18 protein-coding genes and 1 pseudogene are annotated in these 18,951 nt (G+C 42.0%); 12 read left to right on the forward strand and 7 right to left on the reverse strand.

The annotated features are described in order from the left end of the window. Nucleotides 1–22: 22 nt before the first annotated feature. From CGC50_RS09365 to CGC50_RS09385, 5 genes are read right to left on the reverse strand one after another with little or no spacing between them, the layout of a single operon-like run. Nucleotides 23–769, reverse strand: a complete 747-nt coding sequence (locus CGC50_RS09365; protein WP_095910618.1) for an SDR family NAD(P)-dependent oxidoreductase — start codon at nt 767–769, stop codon at nt 23–25. Next, entirely contained in the window at nt 766–1,809 is a 1,044-nt protein-coding gene (locus CGC50_RS09370; RefSeq protein ID WP_095910619.1) for a patatin-like phospholipase family protein, read from the reverse strand. Before CGC50_RS09370 ends, CGC50_RS09365 begins: the two co-directional genes overlap by 4 nt. Continuing rightward, on the reverse strand, nt 1,794–2,576 hold the full coding sequence (locus tag CGC50_RS09375) for a phosphatidate cytidylyltransferase (RefSeq protein WP_095910620.1): 783 nt from the start codon (nt 2,574–2,576) through the stop codon (nt 1,794–1,796). The genes CGC50_RS09370 and CGC50_RS09375 overlap by 16 nt, the downstream gene beginning before the upstream one ends. Then, a complete protein-coding gene (locus CGC50_RS09380; RefSeq protein WP_095910621.1) occupies nt 2,560–3,168 on the reverse strand; it encodes a CDP-alcohol phosphatidyltransferase family protein in 609 nt (202 codons plus the stop codon). Before CGC50_RS09380 ends, CGC50_RS09375 begins: the two co-directional genes overlap by 17 nt. Before the next feature lie 12 nt (nt 3,169–3,180). Further along, nucleotides 3,181–3,600: a hypothetical protein gene (locus CGC50_RS09385; RefSeq protein ID WP_095910622.1), complete on the reverse strand. Its 420-nt coding sequence runs from the start codon at nt 3,598–3,600 to the stop codon at nt 3,181–3,183. Between the two features lie 284 nt (nt 3,601–3,884). Here CGC50_RS09385 and CGC50_RS09390 point away from each other — a divergent pair, with 284 nt between their 5' ends. The 8 genes from CGC50_RS09390 (at nt 3,885) to CGC50_RS09425 (ending at nt 10,572) form a co-directional block, all read left to right on the forward strand. Then, nucleotides 3,885–4,964, forward strand: coding sequence for an efflux RND transporter periplasmic adaptor subunit (locus CGC50_RS09390; RefSeq protein ID WP_095910623.1), 1,080 nt, complete (start codon nt 3,885–3,887; stop codon nt 4,962–4,964). A gap of 109 nt (nt 4,965–5,073) precedes the next feature. Further along, nucleotides 5,074–5,460: a hypothetical protein gene (locus CGC50_RS09395; RefSeq protein ID WP_095910624.1), complete on the forward strand. Its 387-nt coding sequence runs from the start codon at nt 5,074–5,076 to the stop codon at nt 5,458–5,460. After that, nucleotides 5,444–6,439: a bile acid:sodium symporter family protein gene (locus CGC50_RS09400; protein WP_095910625.1), complete on the forward strand. Its 996-nt coding sequence runs from the start codon at nt 5,444–5,446 to the stop codon at nt 6,437–6,439. The genes CGC50_RS09395 and CGC50_RS09400 overlap by 17 nt, the downstream gene beginning before the upstream one ends. Nucleotides 6,440–6,512: 73 nt before the next feature. Beyond that, complete coding sequence (locus CGC50_RS09405) at nt 6,513–7,229, forward strand: nitroreductase family protein (RefSeq protein WP_095910626.1); 717 nt, start codon at nt 6,513–6,515, stop codon at nt 7,227–7,229. A gap of 8 nt (nt 7,230–7,237) precedes the next feature. After that, a complete protein-coding gene (locus CGC50_RS09410; RefSeq protein ID WP_095910627.1) occupies nt 7,238–7,861 on the forward strand; it encodes a class I SAM-dependent methyltransferase in 624 nt (207 codons plus the stop codon). Between the two features lie 16 nt (nt 7,862–7,877). Continuing rightward, nucleotides 7,878–8,702, forward strand: coding sequence for an alpha/beta hydrolase (locus tag CGC50_RS09415; RefSeq protein WP_095911340.1), 825 nt, complete (start codon nt 7,878–7,880; stop codon nt 8,700–8,702). Between the two features lie 42 nt (nt 8,703–8,744). After that, a complete protein-coding gene (locus tag CGC50_RS09420) occupies nt 8,745–9,185 on the forward strand; it encodes an SMI1/KNR4 family protein (protein ID WP_095910628.1) in 441 nt (146 codons plus the stop codon). Nucleotides 9,186–9,567: 382 nt separating this feature from the next. After that, a complete protein-coding gene (locus CGC50_RS09425) occupies nt 9,568–10,572 on the forward strand; it encodes a hypothetical protein (protein ID WP_095910629.1) in 1,005 nt (334 codons plus the stop codon). A 197-nt stretch (nt 10,573–10,769) separates the two neighbouring features. On the opposite strand, the gene CGC50_RS09430 is transcribed toward CGC50_RS09425, so the two are convergent. Together CGC50_RS09430 and CGC50_RS09435 are read right to left on the reverse strand one after the other, a co-directional pair. Then, entirely contained in the window at nt 10,770–11,249 is a 480-nt protein-coding gene (locus CGC50_RS09430) for a gliding motility lipoprotein GldH (RefSeq protein ID WP_095910630.1), read from the reverse strand. Then, nucleotides 11,242–12,627, reverse strand: a complete 1,386-nt coding sequence (locus CGC50_RS09435) for a PSP1 domain-containing protein (RefSeq protein ID WP_095910631.1) — start codon at nt 12,625–12,627, stop codon at nt 11,242–11,244. Before CGC50_RS09435 ends, CGC50_RS09430 begins: the two co-directional genes overlap by 8 nt. A gap of 237 nt (nt 12,628–12,864) precedes the next feature. On the opposite strand from CGC50_RS09435, the gene CGC50_RS09440 reads away from it, so the two are divergent. From CGC50_RS09440 to CGC50_RS09450, 4 genes and pseudogenes are all read left to right on the forward strand, one after another. Further along, nucleotides 12,865–13,584, forward strand: coding sequence for a YebC/PmpR family DNA-binding transcriptional regulator (locus CGC50_RS09440; protein WP_002669066.1), 720 nt, complete (start codon nt 12,865–12,867; stop codon nt 13,582–13,584). Between the two features lie 126 nt (nt 13,585–13,710). After that, a pseudogene (locus CGC50_RS09445) lies at nt 13,711–13,952 on the forward strand (ABC transporter permease subunit); the annotation flags it as partial. A 291-nt stretch (nt 13,953–14,243) separates the two neighbouring features. Further along, nucleotides 14,244–14,516, forward strand: a complete 273-nt coding sequence (locus tag CGC50_RS14360; protein ID WP_390881592.1) for a hypothetical protein — start codon at nt 14,244–14,246, stop codon at nt 14,514–14,516. 102 nt (nt 14,517–14,618) lie between these two features. Then, the gene (locus CGC50_RS09450; protein WP_095910632.1) at nt 14,619–18,950 is read left to right on the forward strand and encodes a CusA/CzcA family heavy metal efflux RND transporter; all 4,332 of its coding nucleotides are present in this window, start codon (nt 14,619–14,621) and stop codon (nt 18,948–18,950) included. The last annotated feature ends 1 nt before the right edge of the window (nt 18,951 follow it).

Below are 18,951 nucleotides of genomic sequence, written 5' to 3' on the forward strand. Positions count from 1 at the left end.
ATCACCTAATTTTTTATTAAAATTAGTTGTTAGCTTGCATCCACTTAGCTTTTCTGTACATAATCAGCGATAGCAGAGGCTTGGGTAGAAAAGAGAGCAGGCACATGAGCCACTTCATACGCGTAGGGAATAGGTGTATAGGCTTCTTCTGGGCAATAGCATGGCTAATTTCCGCTACAGCTTTTACTTCACTTACCACAAAAGGTTTTTTGGATAGGTTGTTTTGATTCAACTCGTGTAGCTTTTGGGTAGCTACATACCCAGGAGCAATGGTTGTGATATAGATACTGAAGGGACGCAGGGCACGCCTATAGGCATCGGCTATTTGCAGAACACTGCGCTTGGTCTTGGTATAGAGACTGGAGGAAGGGTAGTCCAAAATTCCTGATATAGAAGCCAATAGAACGATTTGTCCGCCGCTATTGCTCATGAGTTCTCGTCCTATTTCCAAGGTGTTGATAGCCCCTATAATGTTGGTTTGTAGCATCGCCACTGCCTGGTCATAGGAGATCTCTCCTACCACATCTTCGGCATAGCTACCCGCACAGTTGATCAGTAGGGATAGGGCAGAGGAGTTGATAAATTGATGTATTACGCTGGTTAATAGTTCTTTGTCTATGACATTGGCCTCATATTTCTCAAAGGGTAATTCTGTAGAGATCTTGCTAAGGTCTCTGCCACAGACCCCTACACGATGGCCTTTTTGTTGGTAGAAGGAGGCTAAGGCAAGGCCTATGCCAGAGGTGCCTCCTATGATAAATACATTCATGAGCTAAAGGTGTTAAGAATAGTTTGATAGCCATAGTCCCATTGTTTTTCTATTTGCTGAAAGTAAGTAGGGTAGTCTTTGGGAAAACGAATACCAATACTTAGGCGTTTCCAATCTATATATTTCTCTGAATAAAATCCTTTTAGAACAGAGGTAGCCCTACGTGTATCTACCCATAGGGCAGGGTAGGAGGCCACTGTAGCCAGCCGCTCATTGCCACTAAAACCTAAGACGGCACGCACCAAGGCTTCTTCTGTAGGGGAGTAGGCCTGTTTGCGCTCAGCTATCACCTCAGCAGAAAGGGTATAGGCCAGTTCCATAGGGACAAGGTCAATAGCTCCACCTGCATAATAGGAATCTTGATAAGCCACAGGTGCTACATAGAACATATCGGAGATCGAAATACGAGCTGCTCTAAGTATAGGCATTTCGGTATTGAGTAGTATATTAGAAGCTACTGCCGAATGAATATAGTTGGGCTCGGTATGTTGTAGTCCTGAAGGAGGGATCTTCTGGGCGGTCTCGGGGTCGGTAAAGAGTACCTCTTGGTAGAGCTTTCTTCCCTCTCGGGACGAGCCACACTCATGGGGGGTGAAGAGCATCTTTGCTCCTATGATGATAGTAGGTAAGGTAGCCGAAAAAGATACCTTGGACAAAGAAGGAAGTAAGGCAGAAAGATCCTGTGCCATTTCTACTAAATAGCGCTGATATACATCTTCTACAAAGGGAGCGGGGCGCTTGTCATAGCGCTTTTGCAGCGCTAAAAATCCCAAACGATGCAACTTACTATAGGGGGTAAGGAAAAGACTTAGGATAAAGTGGTAAAATTCCCGAGATTGCAAATACGCTTTTCGCTCCTCGTGGGTAGGGAAAGCATTGATTACCAAGGAAGCAAAGGCACCTCCACAAGAAGCAATCAACAGATCAGGTGCTTTGCCTATCTCACACAGAGCTGCATACATACCATTGTAGAGGGCAAAGCGGGTACCACCCCCTGAGAAGAGCAAACAGCTGGAGAAGGGGCTTATCGAAGGATCCATAAGTAAAACCAAATACAGTTGAACAATAGGCTATCTATACGGTCTAAGAGCCCGCCATGTCCAGGGATAAGCGTGCTTGTGTCTTTGACCCCTGCTCTTCGCTTGAGGTAGGAGAAGGTCACATCTCCCCAGAACCCCCAGAAGCTAAGAAAGAATCCTATGAGCGCTAAGCTCAGGAGTGATATAGGTAGGTCAAGCAAGCTGCCTATAGCCATACTCAGTATAGGGGAGAGCAGTAGACCGCCTAAGAATCCTGCTATGGTTTTGTTGGGGCTTATTTTGGGTAGGATCTTCCGCTTGCCAAAGACCTTGCCTGTGAGGTATTGGAGGATGTCATTCAGTTCGGTGACTACCACTAAGAAGATCAACCACAGTACCCCTTGGGGTTCCATACGCAAGAAAATCAAGTGAGGGTAAGCAACCAAAACAATCAGAAGGGAGATGGGGAGTCCTAAGGGAATTTGCCTAAGGGAGCAACTTAGGATAAGCCCTATACAGACAAAGATACCAGCCCCTATCATATAGTCAGGATAAGCGGGACAGCCTATAAGTAGTATTCCTTGTAATAATGGGACAGCTATACGCCAGTAGGTAGTCTCATACCTAAAGAGCCTTCCCAGCTCGGTCATCCCTTGGAAACTCATCCATAAGCAAAAGAGGTAGATGGTATAAGGGTGGGAGATAGCCACGGCAAAGATACAGATCATGACCCCCCAGCTGCGGATACGCAGTGGTACATCGGCATATTTACTATTGGGCATCGGCATAGAGTCCTTTTTTTAAGCGGATAAAAGTACTCAGGAGCAACAGAGCAATGATGATGGAGAAAATCACTTGAGAATAAGCTGTTATCCCTACTCCAAAGTAAGAGATCAGTCCATAGATACCCACCAGTAGAGCGCGGTCACTCTTGCCCATAGGTCCGTCATAACGCCTTTGGCCACCTAATACCTTTCCCATGATACCCGCAAATTCGTTAAGAACACTTAGTACAATAAAAACTACTATTAAGTAGAGACTTTCGGGGTGGTATTTTAGCAAAGGGAAGAAAATAAACACATCGGAGACGACATCCCCCAGTTCATTGAGAACTTCTCCCAGTCGAGAAGTTTGTCCAAATTCGCGCGCCATCATACCATCGAGGGCATTGAGTATCATCCTGATAAGTAGTCCTATTGGCAATGCCAGAAAGAAAAATGGTACAACTGAGGCTTCCCAGAAGAGTACTCCAATGCAAAACGAGAACACTATAGCCACCACTGTAATGAGGTTAGCGGTTACTTTCTTTTGGTGTAGCCATACCAACAAAGGGTGTAACAATTGTTGGAATTTAGGTTTCAACTTATAAACGGAAATCATATACCAAAAAGATTAAGGTTTTCTTTGGTGAGCTTTGATAAATATCTCATAATCCTCGGCGGTAATTCGTCTGTAGGAATGAGCGGCATCTGTAGCTGTTTTCTTCAAGGAAAGTTGTCCATTCCTAAAGGAATATTCCCAAGGAGAGGACATTCTCTCCACTGAGAGTTTTCCAACCTCTGTTGGGGTGTAGGTATATTCTATGATTTTTGGATAAGCCAAGGTACAAGTGTTCTCCTGCAAAGGAACCCAACCTATTCTGGCTTCTGTAAAGAGCAGAATTTCGTCCTCTCCACAGGAGGCAGTGTGCTCCCGCTGCCAATAACCAATCAAAGTATTGGTACTCTTAGGCGGAGGTGCTACCTTGGGGGAGTTATCCTTTTGACAGCCTACAAAGATAAAGGCAATGATAAGAAGTATAAGTATTCTCATGAGTTAGTTGTCTGTACTTTCCCTTTGGGGAGTAGGGGAATTGCCAGTGGTTAAAGCGCAAAGGTACAAAAAGTAAAGAAAATTGACAAGAGATTTTTTTACTTTTCGCCCTATATCTGTCTGTGAGGACTTGCAGATTATGCTTTTGATTTTTGCACTTAATTATCTGCTTAAAAAAAGTTGGAAACTTTTTTTGTTTATTAAGTTTTTTGTTTTACCTTTGCGCCCTGAAACAAGGAATTAAGATCCTTAAAGAGTTCACTTAAAATATAAAATTTAGAACGATGAAGAAAATACTTACCGCAGTTATTATCCTTGCCTTAGTAGGTTTTATGGCATATCGCTTGTATGCAAACAAGGAAAAGAATGCACAAGAAGTGGCTATTGTAGCCCAGAAGGAAGCTCAAGTGGCTGTGCGTGCCGCCAAGGTAACCCAAGAGAATGTATCGGATCTCTTTACCGCCAATGGGACTTTTGTAGCCGAACAAGACCTCAATGTCTCTTCTGAGACAGGGGGGCAGATCGTGAAGATTTATGTAAAAGAAGGAGATTATGTAAAAGCAGGACAAGTACTTGCCACCACCAAGGCAGATCGTACCAATGTACAACTGGACAATGCAAAGGCGGTACTTGAGACCGCTAAGTCCGATCTGAAGCGATTCGAAAGTGCTTACCAGACAGGGGGCGTTACCGCACGACAATTGGAGCAAGCTCGCCTACAAGTTAAGAACGCACAAGCCAACTACAATTCAGCTGCCATCATCTCTGGCAATACTTCTGTCAGGAGTAAGATTAGTGGAATTGTAAGCAGCAAAGAAGTAGAAGAAGGTACTCTTGTTAATCCTGGTCAACCTCTTTTTAATGTGGTGAATATAGACAATCTTAAGCTCAAAATCACAGTAGATGAAGCCCAAGTAAGCAGGCTCAAAGTAGGACAAACTATTGAGGTAAAGCCCAGTACCTCATCAGAAACTGTAGAGGGAAAGATTGTTTTTATAGCACCTAAATCCAATGGATCCCTTAAGTTCCCTGTGGAAATCTTGGTAGCCAACAAGGATAAAAAGCTCAAGGCAGGTATGTATGCCAGTGCCCAGTTTGCCGGACAGACAGAAGCTACTACCGCTCTTGTAGTGCCTCATAGTGCTTTTGTAGGGAGTGTAAGCCAGAACAAAATTTTTAAGATAGTTGCCGGAAAGGATGAGCAAGGACAGGCTGTACCGAAGGCAGAATTGGTTACAGTAAAGAGTGGTCGTAACTTTGGCGACAAGGTAGAAATATTAGAAGGGCTTGTAGCAGGCGATCAGGTAATCACCAGTGGACAGATCAATATTGATAATGGAACTGCAGTGAAAATTGTTGAATAATTAGTTTAGTAAATAGGATCTAGAAAAAAGACGATACTTTTGCATCGTCTTTTTGTTTGCTAGAATTTTGCCTAAATTTATTACCTTTGTCCCATAGAAATAACCTCTTATGAAAAAATATCTATTCTATACTTTAGCTTTAGTAGGATGTTGGCTTCTACCCTTAGGAGTGCAGATTTTAGTGAGTACTTTCTATGAAAAATACTTCACTTATACGTCTATACATGGGGTTTCATGGGGAATATTTGTCTATTATGTGTATTATTATTTCAATCTTATAGGATTATTACTTGCTTTTTTATTGTTTCAATGGAAGAAATGGCTTCTTTTTGTGCCTTATCTACTCCTTTCCTTAGAGATATTACATCATTTTCCTCATCGTCCTTTGAGAACTTTACTTATATGGGGTAGTATAAGTATAGGCTATGGCTTATTATTTGTGTTATTAAACCGATTTAGAAAAACAAACCCTATTCAGAATGAAAAAGATATTTAACAAACAAAACAACTTTCTTTTTGCCTTAGTGGGGATGATTGTCTTAGCAAGGATTATCCCTTATAGAGATGAATACAATGCGGTATTTAACCTAAACCGCTTTATTGATTGGGGGATTTGTATCATTTTCTTGCTTTATGGGCTAAAACTCAATATCAAAGAGGTATTTCGGGATATAAAGAACTGGAAACTGCACTTATTGGTACAGCTAGGTACCTTTGTCCTCTTTCCGCTTTTAGTAGCCTTGTTCTACCCCCTTGCCAAGGGTACAGACTACCAATTGGTATGGCTCTCTATTTTCTTTTTAGCGAGCTTGCCCTCTACGGTATCCTCCTCGGTAGTGATGGTTTCTATTGCCAAAGGCAATATTACCTCGGCTATATTCAACGCCTCCATATCGGGACTGATAGGGATTGTAGCTACCCCCCTTCTCATGGGCTTTTTCTTAGAAAACACCTCGGCAGAGGTAGATCAAGGAGAAATTATTCAGCAGTTATTACTCAAAGTACTGCTTCCTATTGTACTGGGGCTATTATTGAATCCTCTTTTGAAGAAATGGGTAGATAAATACAGCAAATGGATAGGTCAGTTCGACCGATTTATTATTTTGCTGATTGTATATGAGAGCTTCTCCGATGCTTTTGTCAAGCAGATATTCCTCTCGGTATCTCCTATGGTCTTTGTGATCATTGCAGGGGCTTCAGTAGCCTTGTTTTTTATAGTGTACGAAGTCCTCAAAAGGATTTCCCATGCCTTGGGATTCAATCGTGAAGATACCATCACCGCCACTTTCTGTGGATCTAAAAAGTCGCTGGTACATGGAAGCCTTTTTGTGATGGTCTTAGGGATCCCCGAAACCCAAAAAGTACTCTATCTGCTCCCTATCATGTTGTACCACAGTTTCCAACTCTTTTATGTGAGTTGGTTGGCCAATCGAATTGGTCAGCAGATAGTGAAAAGAGAAAAGCAAATTAAGTGAAAAACGAAGAGTGAAGAGTGAAAAATGCCCTCTGTCGTTCATTTTTTACTATTCGCTTTTAAAATAAAAACCGATGTTAAAAGATATTTTAAACTTCCGCAGGGCGGTACGCTATTATGCGCCTACGCCCATTAGTGAGGAAAAGGTACGTGAATGCCTTCAGCTCGCTACACTAGCACCTAGTGGTTTCAATATGCAACTGTATGAGTTCTATCATATTACTGATAAGGCTTTGTTAGAAAAATTAGCAAAAGCCTGCTTGGGACAGCTTTCAGCAACCACGGCACAACAGATGGTCGTTTTCGTGACTCGACAAGACAAACACCGCCAGCACGCCAAAGCTATCTTGGAATTTGAGCGTGGTAATATACAGCGCAACAGTCCGCCTGAAAGACAAGCTAAACGTATTAAAGATAAAGAGAAGCTTTACCAGAAACTAATCCCGTTTGTGTATAGTCGTTTTTTTGGCTTATTAGGAGCTTTCCGCAAGCTCTCTGGGGTAATCGGTTGGTTTCGCCCTATGGTGCGAGAACTCTCTGAAGGTGATATACGTGTGGAAGTACATAAAAGCTGCGGGCTTGTAGCGCAAACTTTTATGTTAGCCATGGCAGAGGAAGGGTATGATACTTGTCCGTTAGGCGGTTATGATAGCCATCGTATTAAGAAACTGCTACACCTACCTTATGGGGCTGAAGTGTGTATGGTTGTCACTTGTGGGATTCGCGAAGAGCGCGGTATATGGGGCGAAAGGTTTAGACTACCATTTGAGGAAGTGTATAGAAATTATTAATAGTTATAGTGAAAGTAATTGGTATTATCTTTTTGGTTTTTCTATTTTTAAGCGCTTTATTCTATTATCTGATTCAGCAATCTAAGAAACCCTCAGGGATTGTAGGTGTTTTGATGATGCGGCTTTTCAATAAAGCCTATCTACCAATGGTTCGTTGGGCACTTTTATTTTACAATCCATCAGAATCACCTATGAAAATATTAGATATAGGGGTTGGAAATGGAAAATCAACAGCATTACTAGCAAAAAACTTTCCTAAAAGTAGCGTAATAGGTGTTGAAATTTCAGAAATTGCTATCAAAGAAGCCCAAAAACTATCTACTACAGCTGTTTTTCAATTAAAAAATATTGAAAACACTTCATTTGACAGCAAAATATTTGATCTGATATGTGCTTTTCAGACGCATTTTCATTGGCAAGACTTAAAAAAGGCTTTCTCTGAAATAAGGCGTGTTCTTACAGATGAAGGGATCTTACTTGTCGCTTGTGAATATGCAAAAATAAGGTATTACTTACCACAATATAAAGATATGCAAGCCTTTCAAGAGTTTCTAAACTCTGTAGGGTTACAATTAGTACAAGAAGAAAAACAGCAAGGATGGCGGTTTTACAAAATAAAGAAATTGATATAATTTTAATAATAAGATGATGAAAATCAACACTTTAATTCTTAGTTTTTTACTTGCCTTTCATTGGGTAAATGCTAAAACAAAACTTGTAACTATTCAAGGTTCTGTGGGAACACTTCATGGAGTGGTAACCACTCCTGATACTGTGAAAAAATCTCAGAAAATCCCTACTGTGATTATCTTTCACGGACTGACCAGCAATAAAGACAAAAAGTTATATGCTACTTTGGCAGATAGCTTAGCGGCACACGGTATCGCCTCAGTACGCTTTGACTTTAACGCACACGGGGAAAGTGAAGGAGATTTTAAGAAAATGTCGTTAGATAATGAGTTAGAAGATGCACGGCGCATAATGGCATTTACTAAAAGACTCTCTTTCGTAGGTAAGATAGGTTTGATAGGACACTCGCAAGGAGGGGCTATAGCGATGCTTTTGAGTGCAGAATTAGGGAAGAAAAATGTTAAAGCATTAGGCTTGTTAGCACCTGCTTCTACAATTCACGACATACTATCACAAGGGGTACTGTTCGATGCCACTTTCGACCCATTGAATGTACCAGAGGAGCTTTCCTTTTTTGGAGGGAAAGTAACGGTAGGGAAGGACTATATTCTCTCAGCACAACGCTGTAAACTCATTGAGAAAGCGAGTACCTACAAAGGCAAGGTGCTGGTAATTCACGGTACGGGTGATCGGATGATATCCTATACTTATAGCGAGAATTTACCTTTTTTCTACAAACATTGTAAGGTAAGTCTTATAGAAAGAGGAGACCATTTGTTTACTGCCAAGGAAGCACAAACAGCAGAGATGATTACACAGTTTATGCTAAAAAACTTGAGATAAAGAGCAAATGTGTTAATCAATAAAACTAACAATAGATAAGATATGAATCCAAATCTTATTAAAAAACTGCAGGATTTTTTCCAAACGAATCCTATAACAAAGGGAGAACCCTCCACAGCCGAAGAACTATTGTTTGTGGAACAAACTATGCAGCTCAAATTAGATGAGACTCACCGATATCTGCTGCTACATTATGGAGGGGTAGTAATAGGAAACATTCGCATTTATGGGCTAAAAAATGCAGGACTAATAGGTGATGAAACTTTTGTAGAGCTCACCAATGATTTTAGAGAGCAAATGAGTATAGAGGCACAACAATATGTTATCTCGGTAGATGATACAGGGAATCCTATACTCGTAGATACGATAACTCGTGAGATAATTTTGTATAATCACGATATTGGAGCGTATGAAAAATTCTTCGATTCGTTAGAAGATCTTATCCTTAGCAAATTAAGTTTCGTAAGTTGTATAACTTATTGATTTTCAAAAACCTTCCCCCCCTTCCCCCCTCTTCACATACTCGCTCTCGCGACTTCCTCCAAAGGGGGAATGAGATAGTTTATGATTCTCAATGAGTTATAGAGAGAAAATTTTACGTATTGACAAACAGTTTTTGCCTTTTCAACGCATCCCACATACCCAGCTGCGAGCACTCGCTGGCTTTCCCTCTCAGAGGGGATAGTCCGTGAATACATGGAACGGAGTATGTGAGGGGGTTTGTTTGTAATATATTGATTTATAAATAGTTATAATCTTAATTATATTCTAAAAACGACTTGCGAAACTTAAATAATTTTATAAAAACAGAAGAATTCCATCAATCCCTAAGTTTCCCAAATTTTCCACTTATTAAATTTAAAGAATGATGCAAAGAAATATTATTTACATACTACTTTTTATACTATTTTGTCAATGTACAAGCGCCATAAGGAAAGATATAAAATGGATTGCAATTACAGATATCTATGAAGAATTTGGTATAGATTCTTATGATATAGAATTCGAAGAATTCTATTTTGTAGATGAAAGCACATTAATTTTATCAGGTTTCAAAGGGATAGGTACTCCTTCTCGGACAGGTATTATTTTTATATCAAAAGACTTAGGGAAGACATATCACAAAATAGAATTTGTTAATGAAAATATTTATTTCATTTCAGTATCTAAAGACTATTGCTTAATTGAAACTGAAAAAACAGACAATCAAAGAAATGCCTATCTGTTAAATAATTCAAATTTAAACTATCAAAAAATAGGAGAATATGATGGATCTATTTTCTCTTATGGAGCTTTTAATGGGAAAATCCTAGAATGTATATCCTATGATAATTCTAAATTTACAGATATAGAGACGCATAAAATATATAATATCCCTGAAAATTGGCAACATAAAAAATACCGATTACACTCAGATAATACATTATATTATGTGGAAAACAAGAACTTATACACTTACAATCTTCTCACCCAAAAGGAAGATGTAAAAGTATTGTCTCTGAATTACGATGTTTTGTCAGTGAAAAATGACGATATATTCTTGGTAAGATTTAATTTTTTTAAAGATAAAGCTACCTTGTATAATTTAGAAGAAAGAGAAATATATACTGAATCCGAAGAAGATATAGAATATTATAAATACAAAGATTTTATATGCCATTATAAATCTTCCACTCCTCATATAGTACTAAATTACTCTTTTGATAAAGGGAATCATTGGTATTCTTATGAAGCGGATAACTTTTTTGCTGCTTCCCGTCCTATCGCTTATTATAAAGATAGATATATCGTATTAAAAGGAGGCATATATCGAAATTCCGAGAAAGACAAAGGAGGAGGAAGAATAATGGTAGGAGAATTCCTAAAATAAAAGAACTGCTAAGCATTTACAAATATTTATCAGCTTTATCTTATTCTTCTTTCCTTATCAAATGTGCTAATTCAGAATTGATTCTTTTTTCATTTTTTCCTGCAATTCCTTTGGAAATATAGCATGCTTGAGGCGTTCTTCTGCAAGGGCTAATTTTTTAGGAAGCATGATAGCCTCTACTCACTACTGAAGACTTATTACCGACCACCTCCCTCTATTTGGAATCCTACTTCGGTGATGCCTTGTAGGTTTTCTACCCCTTTTTCTTTTCCTAAGCTACGATCAGCCTGCTCTATACGGAAAGTATAGGTGCCTTTGGTAGGGAAGGTAACGCCTTCCTTATACCATAGCTTGCTATCTTTGATAGTAGCTCCCTCTCCTAACCATTTGCCCTCAGCGGTAGCCATTTCATACTCCAAAGTATCCACAATGACTTGGTTATTGGGGAACTCCATCTTGGTAATGAGAAAGATATTGCTATAGGGATAGTCATTGTTATTCCTTAGCATGATAAAAAGGTTATGCTTTTGTAGCGTATCAGTAGCCTCATAGCGAAAAGCAATAGGCTTATTAGCAGCCCACCCTTGGGGGAGGGTCTGGTATTCACTGTATTGTATATTCTCTCCACAGCTGGCCATAAGGAGAGCCCCTACTAAGAAAAAGAAAAACTTATTCATCGGACTTAGGAGTGGTTTTGTTAGGTTTCTTAAAAGGTTTTCGGCTACTTTTCTTAATATTGGTAGCTTGTGGTGTTATCTTTTCCTGTTTTTGAGCGTTGTTGATAGCTTTTTGAGGGTTGTTATTGAAAGGTTTCTTGTTTTCAGGTTGGGGTTTTCGTCCCTCAGGATTATTTCTTTTCTCTTTGGCTACAGGAATTACTTTTTCTTTGTTGTTATCATCCCTTTCTTTGTCAGGATTTGCCTCAGGAGCAGTGTCGTTGGCAGCAGTATTTTTACCCCCTTGTTTCTTTTTGTTTTTACGTTTTTTAGGTTTTTCATCAAAGCGGGTAAGGCTTCCCTCTTGGGAATTATCGATAGGGGAGACCTTCTGGGTTGTATCTTCCTCTTCTGTGATATATTCCTCAAGGCTTGGTACTGTCAGCTTCTGTTTGTTCAGTTCCAAGATTTCTTTTACCTGATCCACAGTAAGTTTGTGCCAGTTGATGAAATCACCCTCATAGGTGAACCACATTAGGCGCTTAAAAATATCTACTTTCTGGCAAGAAGCGATTCCCTTTTCGGTGAGTAGCTTGGTGTCAGTACGAGGGAAGTCGCGCAAGGCCTCGAGGTAGCAATCCAGTTCGAAATTCAGGTCACACTTGAGTTTTCCACATTGTCCGGCAAGTTTCTGAGGGTTGAGCGAGAGCTGTTGGTAGCGAGCGGCAGAAGTCGTTACGCTTCGGAACTCAGTAAGCCAAGTAGAGCAACTGATTTCTCGTCCGCTGGAGCCGATACCTCCCAGGCGAGCAGCCTCCTGGCGGTAACCTATCTGGCGCATCTCGATACGAGTGGAGAACTCTTTGGCCATATCCTTGATCAGCTGGCGGAAGTCCACACGTCCTTCGGCAGTATAGTAGAAAGTTGCTTTAGAGCCATCTCCCTGATACTCTACATCGGAGATTTTCATTTCCAAGCCCAAGGCAATAGCCAGCTCACGTGAACGCTTCTGCAAGGATACCTCCTTGGCACGGTGCTCCTTCCATATTTCTATATCACGCTCAGTGGCTTTGCGATAAATTTTGGGTAGGGTAGGGGACTCCGCATCCGCTTTCTTTTTCCTCATTTGGATACGTACCAGTTCCCCAGTGAGGGAAACGGTTCCTATATCGTGTCCTGAAATAGCCTCTGTGGCTACCATATCGCCTATTTGTAAGGGAAGCCTGTGGACATTGCGAAAAAATTCCTTGCGACTGTTCTTGAAGCGAACCTCTACACAGTCGAAGACCTCTTGTCCTGCAGGTAGCGGGATATCAGAGAGCCAATCATATACTGAGAGTTTGACACTTCCGTAGTTATAAGCGGTAGTGTTGTGAGAAGGTGTATCGTTGTAAATCATTAATATTCATTATTTTATAATCTCTAAAAGGAGAAAATATCCCCTAAAAGGATAGGAGTTTTCCTTTGGAGAAAACAGAGTGTTTTTTTAAAGGACAAAAATACATAAAAAAGTCAGAAATAAAAAGTTAAAAAGAAAAATCCTTTTTTGTAGGATATTTTTTGTGAATAAGGATAAATTTTTCGAGGAAAAGCCGTATATTTGCACGCGTTTTTAATAAAGATAAATTAGAAGAAAATGGGAAGAGCATTTGAATTTAGAAAAGCCCGTAAATTCAAGCGTTGGGCTGCAATGGCAAAAACATTTACCCGTATAGGAAAAGATATTGTAATGGCGGTAAAAGAGGGGGGACCTCATCCTGAGACGAATGCCCGCTTACGTGCTATTATGCAAAATGCAAAGGCAGCGAATATGCCTAAGGAAAACGTAGAACGAGCCATCAAGCGTGCCACAGAAAAAGATACTGCCAACTATAAAGAAATTCTTTTCGAAGGGTATGCTCCCCATGGGATTGCCATTCTTATAGAAACAGCAACAGACAACAACAACCGTACAGTAGCCAATATCCGTAGCTATTTCAATAAGTGCAATGGTACCTTGGGTACTTCCGGATCGGTGGAGTTCATGTTCGATCATACTTGTAACTTCCGTATCAATGCAGAGGGGATAGACCCAGAGGAGTTGGAGTTGGAAATGATCGACTTTGGAGCAGAAGAGGTCTTTGTCGATGACGATGGAATCCTTATCTATGCACCTTTTGAGAGTTTTGGAGCTATACAAAAGGAATTAGAGAGCCGTAATATAGAAATTCTGTCTTCAGGTTTCGAACGTATTCCTCAGATAACCAAGGAACTTACCCCAGAAGAGCAAGCCGATGTGGAAAAACTTTTGGAGAAAATAGAGGAAGACGATGATGTTCAGAACGTATACCACACCATGAAAGAAAGCGAAGAATAAGAAGCAATAACGACGTCTTTTCTTGAGAGAAATTAGTTATAGGGATTGTTTATTTTTGTAGATACAAAGATAAACAATCCCTATCTTTATTATATAAGAACTTTTGAGATTGGACGAATTATTTAGGTGCTACTGGGTATCTTTATTAGCGAGTACCGCAAGTATGCCGCTTGGCTCTTGGGGGCATCACGCACATCAACCCGCCTATTATTGAAGCTGCCGAGGCTATGGGCAGTACCCGCTGGCAACTGCTCTATAAAATCAAACTCCCCTTAGCCCTCCTCGTGCTAATGTCGGGTATTCGCAATATGGTTACTATGACCATTGCGCTCGCTGGTATCGCCTCTTTTGTAGGGGCTGGCGGCATTGACCGACGTCCTGATATTATTAACAATAAAGAGCGTTTTGGTGATTGGGAGATTGATACTATAGTGGGTGCATTTAATAAAGGAGCTATAGTTACATTAACAGAAAGAACTACTAAGATGTTATTAATGAAATATTTACCAAATGGTAAAGAGGCTAAGGGATTAGCAAAAGCGGTAATAGATTTGTTAATCTGCTATTTATTTTTGTACCTTTGAGGAAAAAGTATTATCTTTGCCCCCGTGAAATTCTTAGCATACATATTCAGCATTTACTTCTTGGCACTTATGATAATGCCTTGCTCGGATGTATGTGCCTATCCCTCAGCGGATACTACTTACCATATGGCTACTTCCAAAGAGCATTCTTCAGATACAAGTGATGCGTGCAGCCCTTTCTGTCTATGCAACTGTTGTCATAGTAGTGAGGTAACTTCTCCTATATTTTTAGTATATGAGATATGTGTGCAACAGCCTCTTACTGAAAAGGTTTGCCCTCTTTATCATTCGCCTCTTCATTCAGATTATTTCATTAGCATCTGGCAACCCCCTAAGATTAATGTATAACACATAGTTTGTACTTTTTCAAGTACAAATGAGTTTAGCTATGAGCTAACCATAAGTTAAGGCTTGTCCTCATCTCGTAGTATTCATATTAATCAAAAGAAAATGTTAGACAAAATCATACAATTTAGTATCAAAAATAAGCTATTTGTAGGATTCATGACCCTTATGCTTATTTTTTGGGGCGTATGGAGTGCTACAAGGCTCCCCATTGATGCCGTTCCAGATATTACTAACAACCAAGTACAAATCATCACCTCTACCCCTACTTTGGCCTCACAAGAGGTAGAGCAACTGGTTACTTTTCCTATTGAGCAAGCCATCGCCAATATTCCTGGGCTGGAGGAAACACGCAGTATTTCCCGCTTTGGCCTCTCGGTCATCACGGCCGTCTTTAGCGAGGATATGGACATCTACTTTGCTCGCCAGCTGGTCAATGAAAAACTCAAGGAAGCACAGGAGCAAATCCCTCAAGGCATAGGCTCGCCCGAACTCTCACCCGTGAGTACCGGACTGGGGGAGATATATCAGTATATCATTCGCCCTACGGAGCAGAGCAAAAACAAATATTCCGCCAAAGACCTCCGCACCATGCAGGACTGGATCGTGGCTCGCCAACTCTATGGCACCAAAGGAATAGCCGAAATCAACAGCTTTGGAGGCGAACTCAAGCAGTATGAGGTGGTTATAGACCCCGATCGCCTCCGTGTCATGGGGGTGAGTGTCAGTGATATTTTTACTGCTTTGGAGCAGAACAACCAAAATACAGGAGGTGCCTATATTGACAAGCGCCCCAATGCCTACTTTATCCGAGGAATAGGCATGGCTCGCTCCCTTGAAGACATAGGCAATATAGCCGTGGGCAAGCACACCCCTCCCCTCTTTATCAAGCATGTAGCCGAGGTACGCTTGGGCAGTGCCATCCGCTATGGTGCCCTTACCTATAATGGCGAGGTGGATGCCGTAGGCGGGGTTGTGATGATGCTAAAGGGCGAAAACAGCCACGAGGTAGTCAGTCGAATCAAAGAAAAACTGCCCACCATACAGCAATCCCTACCTGAAGATATAGTGATAGAGCCTTTCTTAGACCGCACGGACTTGGTACAACGCGCCATCCATACGGTAGAGAAAAACCTCTTAGAGGGGGCGCTGATTGTCATCTTCGTCTTAGTGCTTTTCTTAGGGAACCTGCGTGCCGGACTGATTGTCGCCACAGCCATTCCACTCTCCTTGCTCTTTGCCTTAGGAATGATGAACCTCTTTGGAGTAAGTGCCAACCTGATGAGCTTGGGAGCGATAGACTTCGGAATTATTGTTGATGGGTCGGTTATCGTGGTAGAAGCAGTGATGCACCACTTGGCCATTCGAAAAAAACGCCAACGACTTACCCAAGCACAAATGGATGAGGAAGTATTCCATTCCGCTTCCAAAATACGCAGTAGTGCCGCCTTTGGAGAGATTATCATCCTGATGGTATATATTCCCATTCTTACCTTGGTAGGAGTAGAGGGCAAGATGTTCCGCCCTATGGCACAAACCGTCGTCTTTGCTATTTTGGGAGCCCTGATCCTTTCCCTGACTTATATCCCTGCCATGAGCGCTTTGCTCCTACCTAAAACAATAAGTGATAAGCGCAGTTTTGCCGAGCGAATGATAAGCTGGCTCAACCGTCACTACCAACCGCTCTTTGTCCGTTCTATCCGCCTTAGGGGATGGATTATAGGCAGTACCGTGGTGCTGTTCGTCCTTGCGGCAGGCATTTTCAGCCGTATGGGAGGTGAATTTATTCCACAACTACAAGAAGGTGATTTTGCTTTTCACTGTATTCTGCCACCGGGCACTTCCCTGAAGCAGAGCTTGGAGACTTCCATGCAGGCCTCTCGCCTGATTCGTGAGTTCGACGAGGTGAAAATGGTGATAGGCAAAACAGGTTCTGCCGAAGTACCTACCGACCCTATGCCGCTGGAAGCCTCCGATATTGTGATCGTACTCAAGAGCCAAGACCAATGGAAAAGTGGTCGCTCCTATGAGGAATTAGGAGATGCCATCATTGAGCGGCTCAAGGACATTCCTGGGGTCTTCTTCGAGAAAAACCAACCTATACAAATGTGTTTCAATGAATTGATGACAGGTATCAGACAGGATGTAGCGGTAAAAATCTTTGGAGAAAACATGGATACCCTCGCCCACTACGCCCAAAGGGTAAGCCAACTTATCCAGAAAACAGAAGGTGCTACCGCCCCACAGGTGGAAAAAGTAAGCGGACTTCCGCAAATCAATGTCACTTACGACCGTGTGCGTTTGGCCAACTACGGACTTTCGGTGCAAGAGGTCAATGAGGTACTCAGTACCGCCTTTGCAGGTAAGAAGGCTGGGGTTGTCTTCGAGAACGAACGAAGGTTCGACCTTGTGGTACGCCTCGATAGCCTCCATCGTACCGGAATTGACGATGTACAGCATATGATGGTAGCTACCGAAAATGGGCAGGTGCCGATGAGCCAATTGGCCACTATCAAATATGAATTAGGCCCTGCACAGGTAAGCCGTGAAGCAGGAAAGCGCCGTATCGTCATTGGCTTCAACGTGCAAGGGCGCGATGTGCAGAGTGTGGTGAGTGATATAGAACAAAAATTAAAGGGCGTAAAGCTCCCTACGGGCTATTACTTTACCTATGGCGGTCAGTTTGAGAACCTACAACAAGCCACCGACCGACTGCTCATAGCCGTGCCTGTAGCCCTACTTTTAATATTTTTCTTGTTATACCTTGCTTTCCATTCTATGAAACAATCCTTACTCATCTTTAGCGCTATCCCGATGAGTGGCATTGGGGGCGTATTTGCCTTGCTTCTTCGGGGAATGCCTTTTAGTATCAGTGCAGGTATTGGTTTTATCGCGCTCTTTGGGGTAGCAGTGCTCAACGGTATAGTGCTTATTGGCACTTTCAACCAGCTGAAAAAAGAAGGAATGACCAACCTTTTGCATCGCGTGATTACGGGTACCGAGATGCGCTTGCGCCCCGTGCTGATGACCGCAATGGTCGCCAGCTTAGGTTTCCTCCCTATGGCACTCAGTCAAGGAGCAGGAGCCGAGGTACAACGTCCCTTAGCCACTGTGGTCATCGGTGGGTTGGTATCGGCGACCTTCCTCACCCTCTTTGTATTGCCTTTGCTCTACTTAGCTTTTGACAATGGCTTCAAATGGGCAAAGCCCTCAGCCAAAGGACTGGTAATTATCGCTGTGCTCCTTAGCCCCTTTGCCCTACAAGCACAAACCATTTACAGCCTAACTGAAATAGAGCAAATAGCCCTCGAAAACAATGGGCTTATCAAGGCAGAACGGCTCAAACTACAAGAGGCTACCGCCAAAGAGCGCAGCGCCTGGGAGCTTCCCAAAACCGACCTTACAGGGCAGTTTGGCCAGTATAGCAGCCCCGAGAAAGACCTCTCGGTAGGTATATCCCAGTCTATTCCTTTCCCTACGGTATTCAGTGCACGCAAAAAAAGCTACCAGGCGGAAACACAACTACAACAAGGAAAAGTAAAGCTTCAGGAAAATGAACTTAAGCAACAGGTGCGTACCCTATACCAACAATTGCAGTACTTAGCCTTCAAGCAGCAGCAACTCTTGCAGCTCGATAGTCTTTTCAATGATTTTATCCGTATTGCCCAGGTACGTTTTAAGGCAGGTGACACCAAGAAAATAGACATCAACACCGCACAGGTAAAAAAAGGAGAGATTACCCTCTTGCTAAAGCAAAACCAAGCCTTGACACAGACGGCTTATCGCAACCTGCATACCCTTATGCAAACTGAAGCGGATTTTACCATCACCACCTCCACTGCATACGAACCTTTGTTGCTAAAAGAGACCTCTGCCCCCAGCCTCTCTCAGCACCCCTTAGTACAGCTAAGCTACCAAGAGGCAACCATCGCCCAGAATAATCAGCGTTTGGAGCGTGCCCAAGCCCTACCCGATCTTACTTTGGGCTATACTAATCAGTCCCTCATCGGAATGCAAACCATCGGTGGAGTAGAAACCTACGCCGATAGGAGCCAGCGCTTTCACTTTGTCACCGTGGGGCTATCAATTCCGCTCTTTACCGCCACTCACACCAAAGTAAAAGCCTACGAATACCAAAGGCAAGCCGCCTTAGAGCAAGCAAAGCAAACAGAAAAGCAGCTCAACACCCGATGGATCAATCTGTGGGAGAACTACCAACTGAATTTACAAAAGTATCAGTTTTACAAAGATGAAGCCCTCCCTGAAGCACAGCGCATCGTAAAGGCCAACCAATTGGGCTACAGTGCCGGCGAAATAAGCTATGTAGAATACCTCTATACCCTACAAACTGCTGTAGATACCCGCTTGGCATTCCTTGAAAGCATAGAGGCACTCAATCAAAAAGTAATAGAACTCCAATCCCTTTTAAATCAGTAAT

This window comes from Capnocytophaga gingivalis (assembly GCF_002302415.1).
In the GTDB taxonomy this organism is placed as follows: domain Bacteria; phylum Bacteroidota; class Bacteroidia; order Flavobacteriales; family Flavobacteriaceae; genus Capnocytophaga; species Capnocytophaga gingivalis.

Excerpts from the sequence above, each read along its gene's own strand:
- CGC50_RS09395 (WP_095910624.1), top strand. The coding sequence starts at position 5,074 with ATGAAAAAATATCTATTCTATACTTTAGCTTTAGTAGGATGTTGGCTT.
- CGC50_RS09375 (WP_095910620.1), bottom strand. The coding sequence starts at position 2,576 with ATGCCGATGCCCAATAGTAAATATGCCGATGTACCACTGCGTATCCGC.
- CGC50_RS09380 (WP_095910621.1), bottom strand. The coding sequence starts at position 3,168 with ATGATTTCCGTTTATAAGTTGAAACCTAAATTCCAACAATTGTTACAC.
- CGC50_RS09425 (WP_095910629.1), top strand. The coding sequence starts at position 9,568 with ATGATGCAAAGAAATATTATTTACATACTACTTTTTATACTATTTTGT.
- CGC50_RS09430 (WP_095910630.1), bottom strand. The coding sequence starts at position 11,249 with ATGAATAAGTTTTTCTTTTTCTTAGTAGGGGCTCTCCTTATGGCCAGC.
- CGC50_RS09400 (WP_095910625.1), top strand. The coding sequence starts at position 5,444 with ATGAAAAAGATATTTAACAAACAAAACAACTTTCTTTTTGCCTTAGTG.
- CGC50_RS09420 (WP_095910628.1), top strand. The coding sequence starts at position 8,745 with ATGAATCCAAATCTTATTAAAAAACTGCAGGATTTTTTCCAAACGAAT.
- CGC50_RS09365 (WP_095910618.1), bottom strand. The coding sequence starts at position 769 with ATGAATGTATTTATCATAGGAGGCACCTCTGGCATAGGCCTTGCCTTA.
- CGC50_RS09415 (WP_095911340.1), top strand. The coding sequence starts at position 7,878 with ATGAAAATCAACACTTTAATTCTTAGTTTTTTACTTGCCTTTCATTGG.
- CGC50_RS09440 (WP_002669066.1), top strand. The coding sequence starts at position 12,865 with ATGGGAAGAGCATTTGAATTTAGAAAAGCCCGTAAATTCAAGCGTTGG.
- CGC50_RS09385 (WP_095910622.1), bottom strand. The coding sequence starts at position 3,600 with ATGAGAATACTTATACTTCTTATCATTGCCTTTATCTTTGTAGGCTGT.
- CGC50_RS09405 (WP_095910626.1), top strand. The coding sequence starts at position 6,513 with ATGTTAAAAGATATTTTAAACTTCCGCAGGGCGGTACGCTATTATGCG.
- CGC50_RS09435 (WP_095910631.1), bottom strand. The coding sequence starts at position 12,627 with ATGATTTACAACGATACACCTTCTCACAACACTACCGCTTATAACTAC.
- CGC50_RS09370 (WP_095910619.1), bottom strand. The coding sequence starts at position 1,809 with ATGGATCCTTCGATAAGCCCCTTCTCCAGCTGTTTGCTCTTCTCAGGG.
- CGC50_RS14360 (WP_390881592.1), top strand. The coding sequence starts at position 14,244 with ATGCCTTGCTCGGATGTATGTGCCTATCCCTCAGCGGATACTACTTAC.
- CGC50_RS09450 (WP_095910632.1), top strand. The coding sequence starts at position 14,619 with ATGTTAGACAAAATCATACAATTTAGTATCAAAAATAAGCTATTTGTA.
- CGC50_RS09390 (WP_095910623.1), top strand. The coding sequence starts at position 3,885 with ATGAAGAAAATACTTACCGCAGTTATTATCCTTGCCTTAGTAGGTTTT.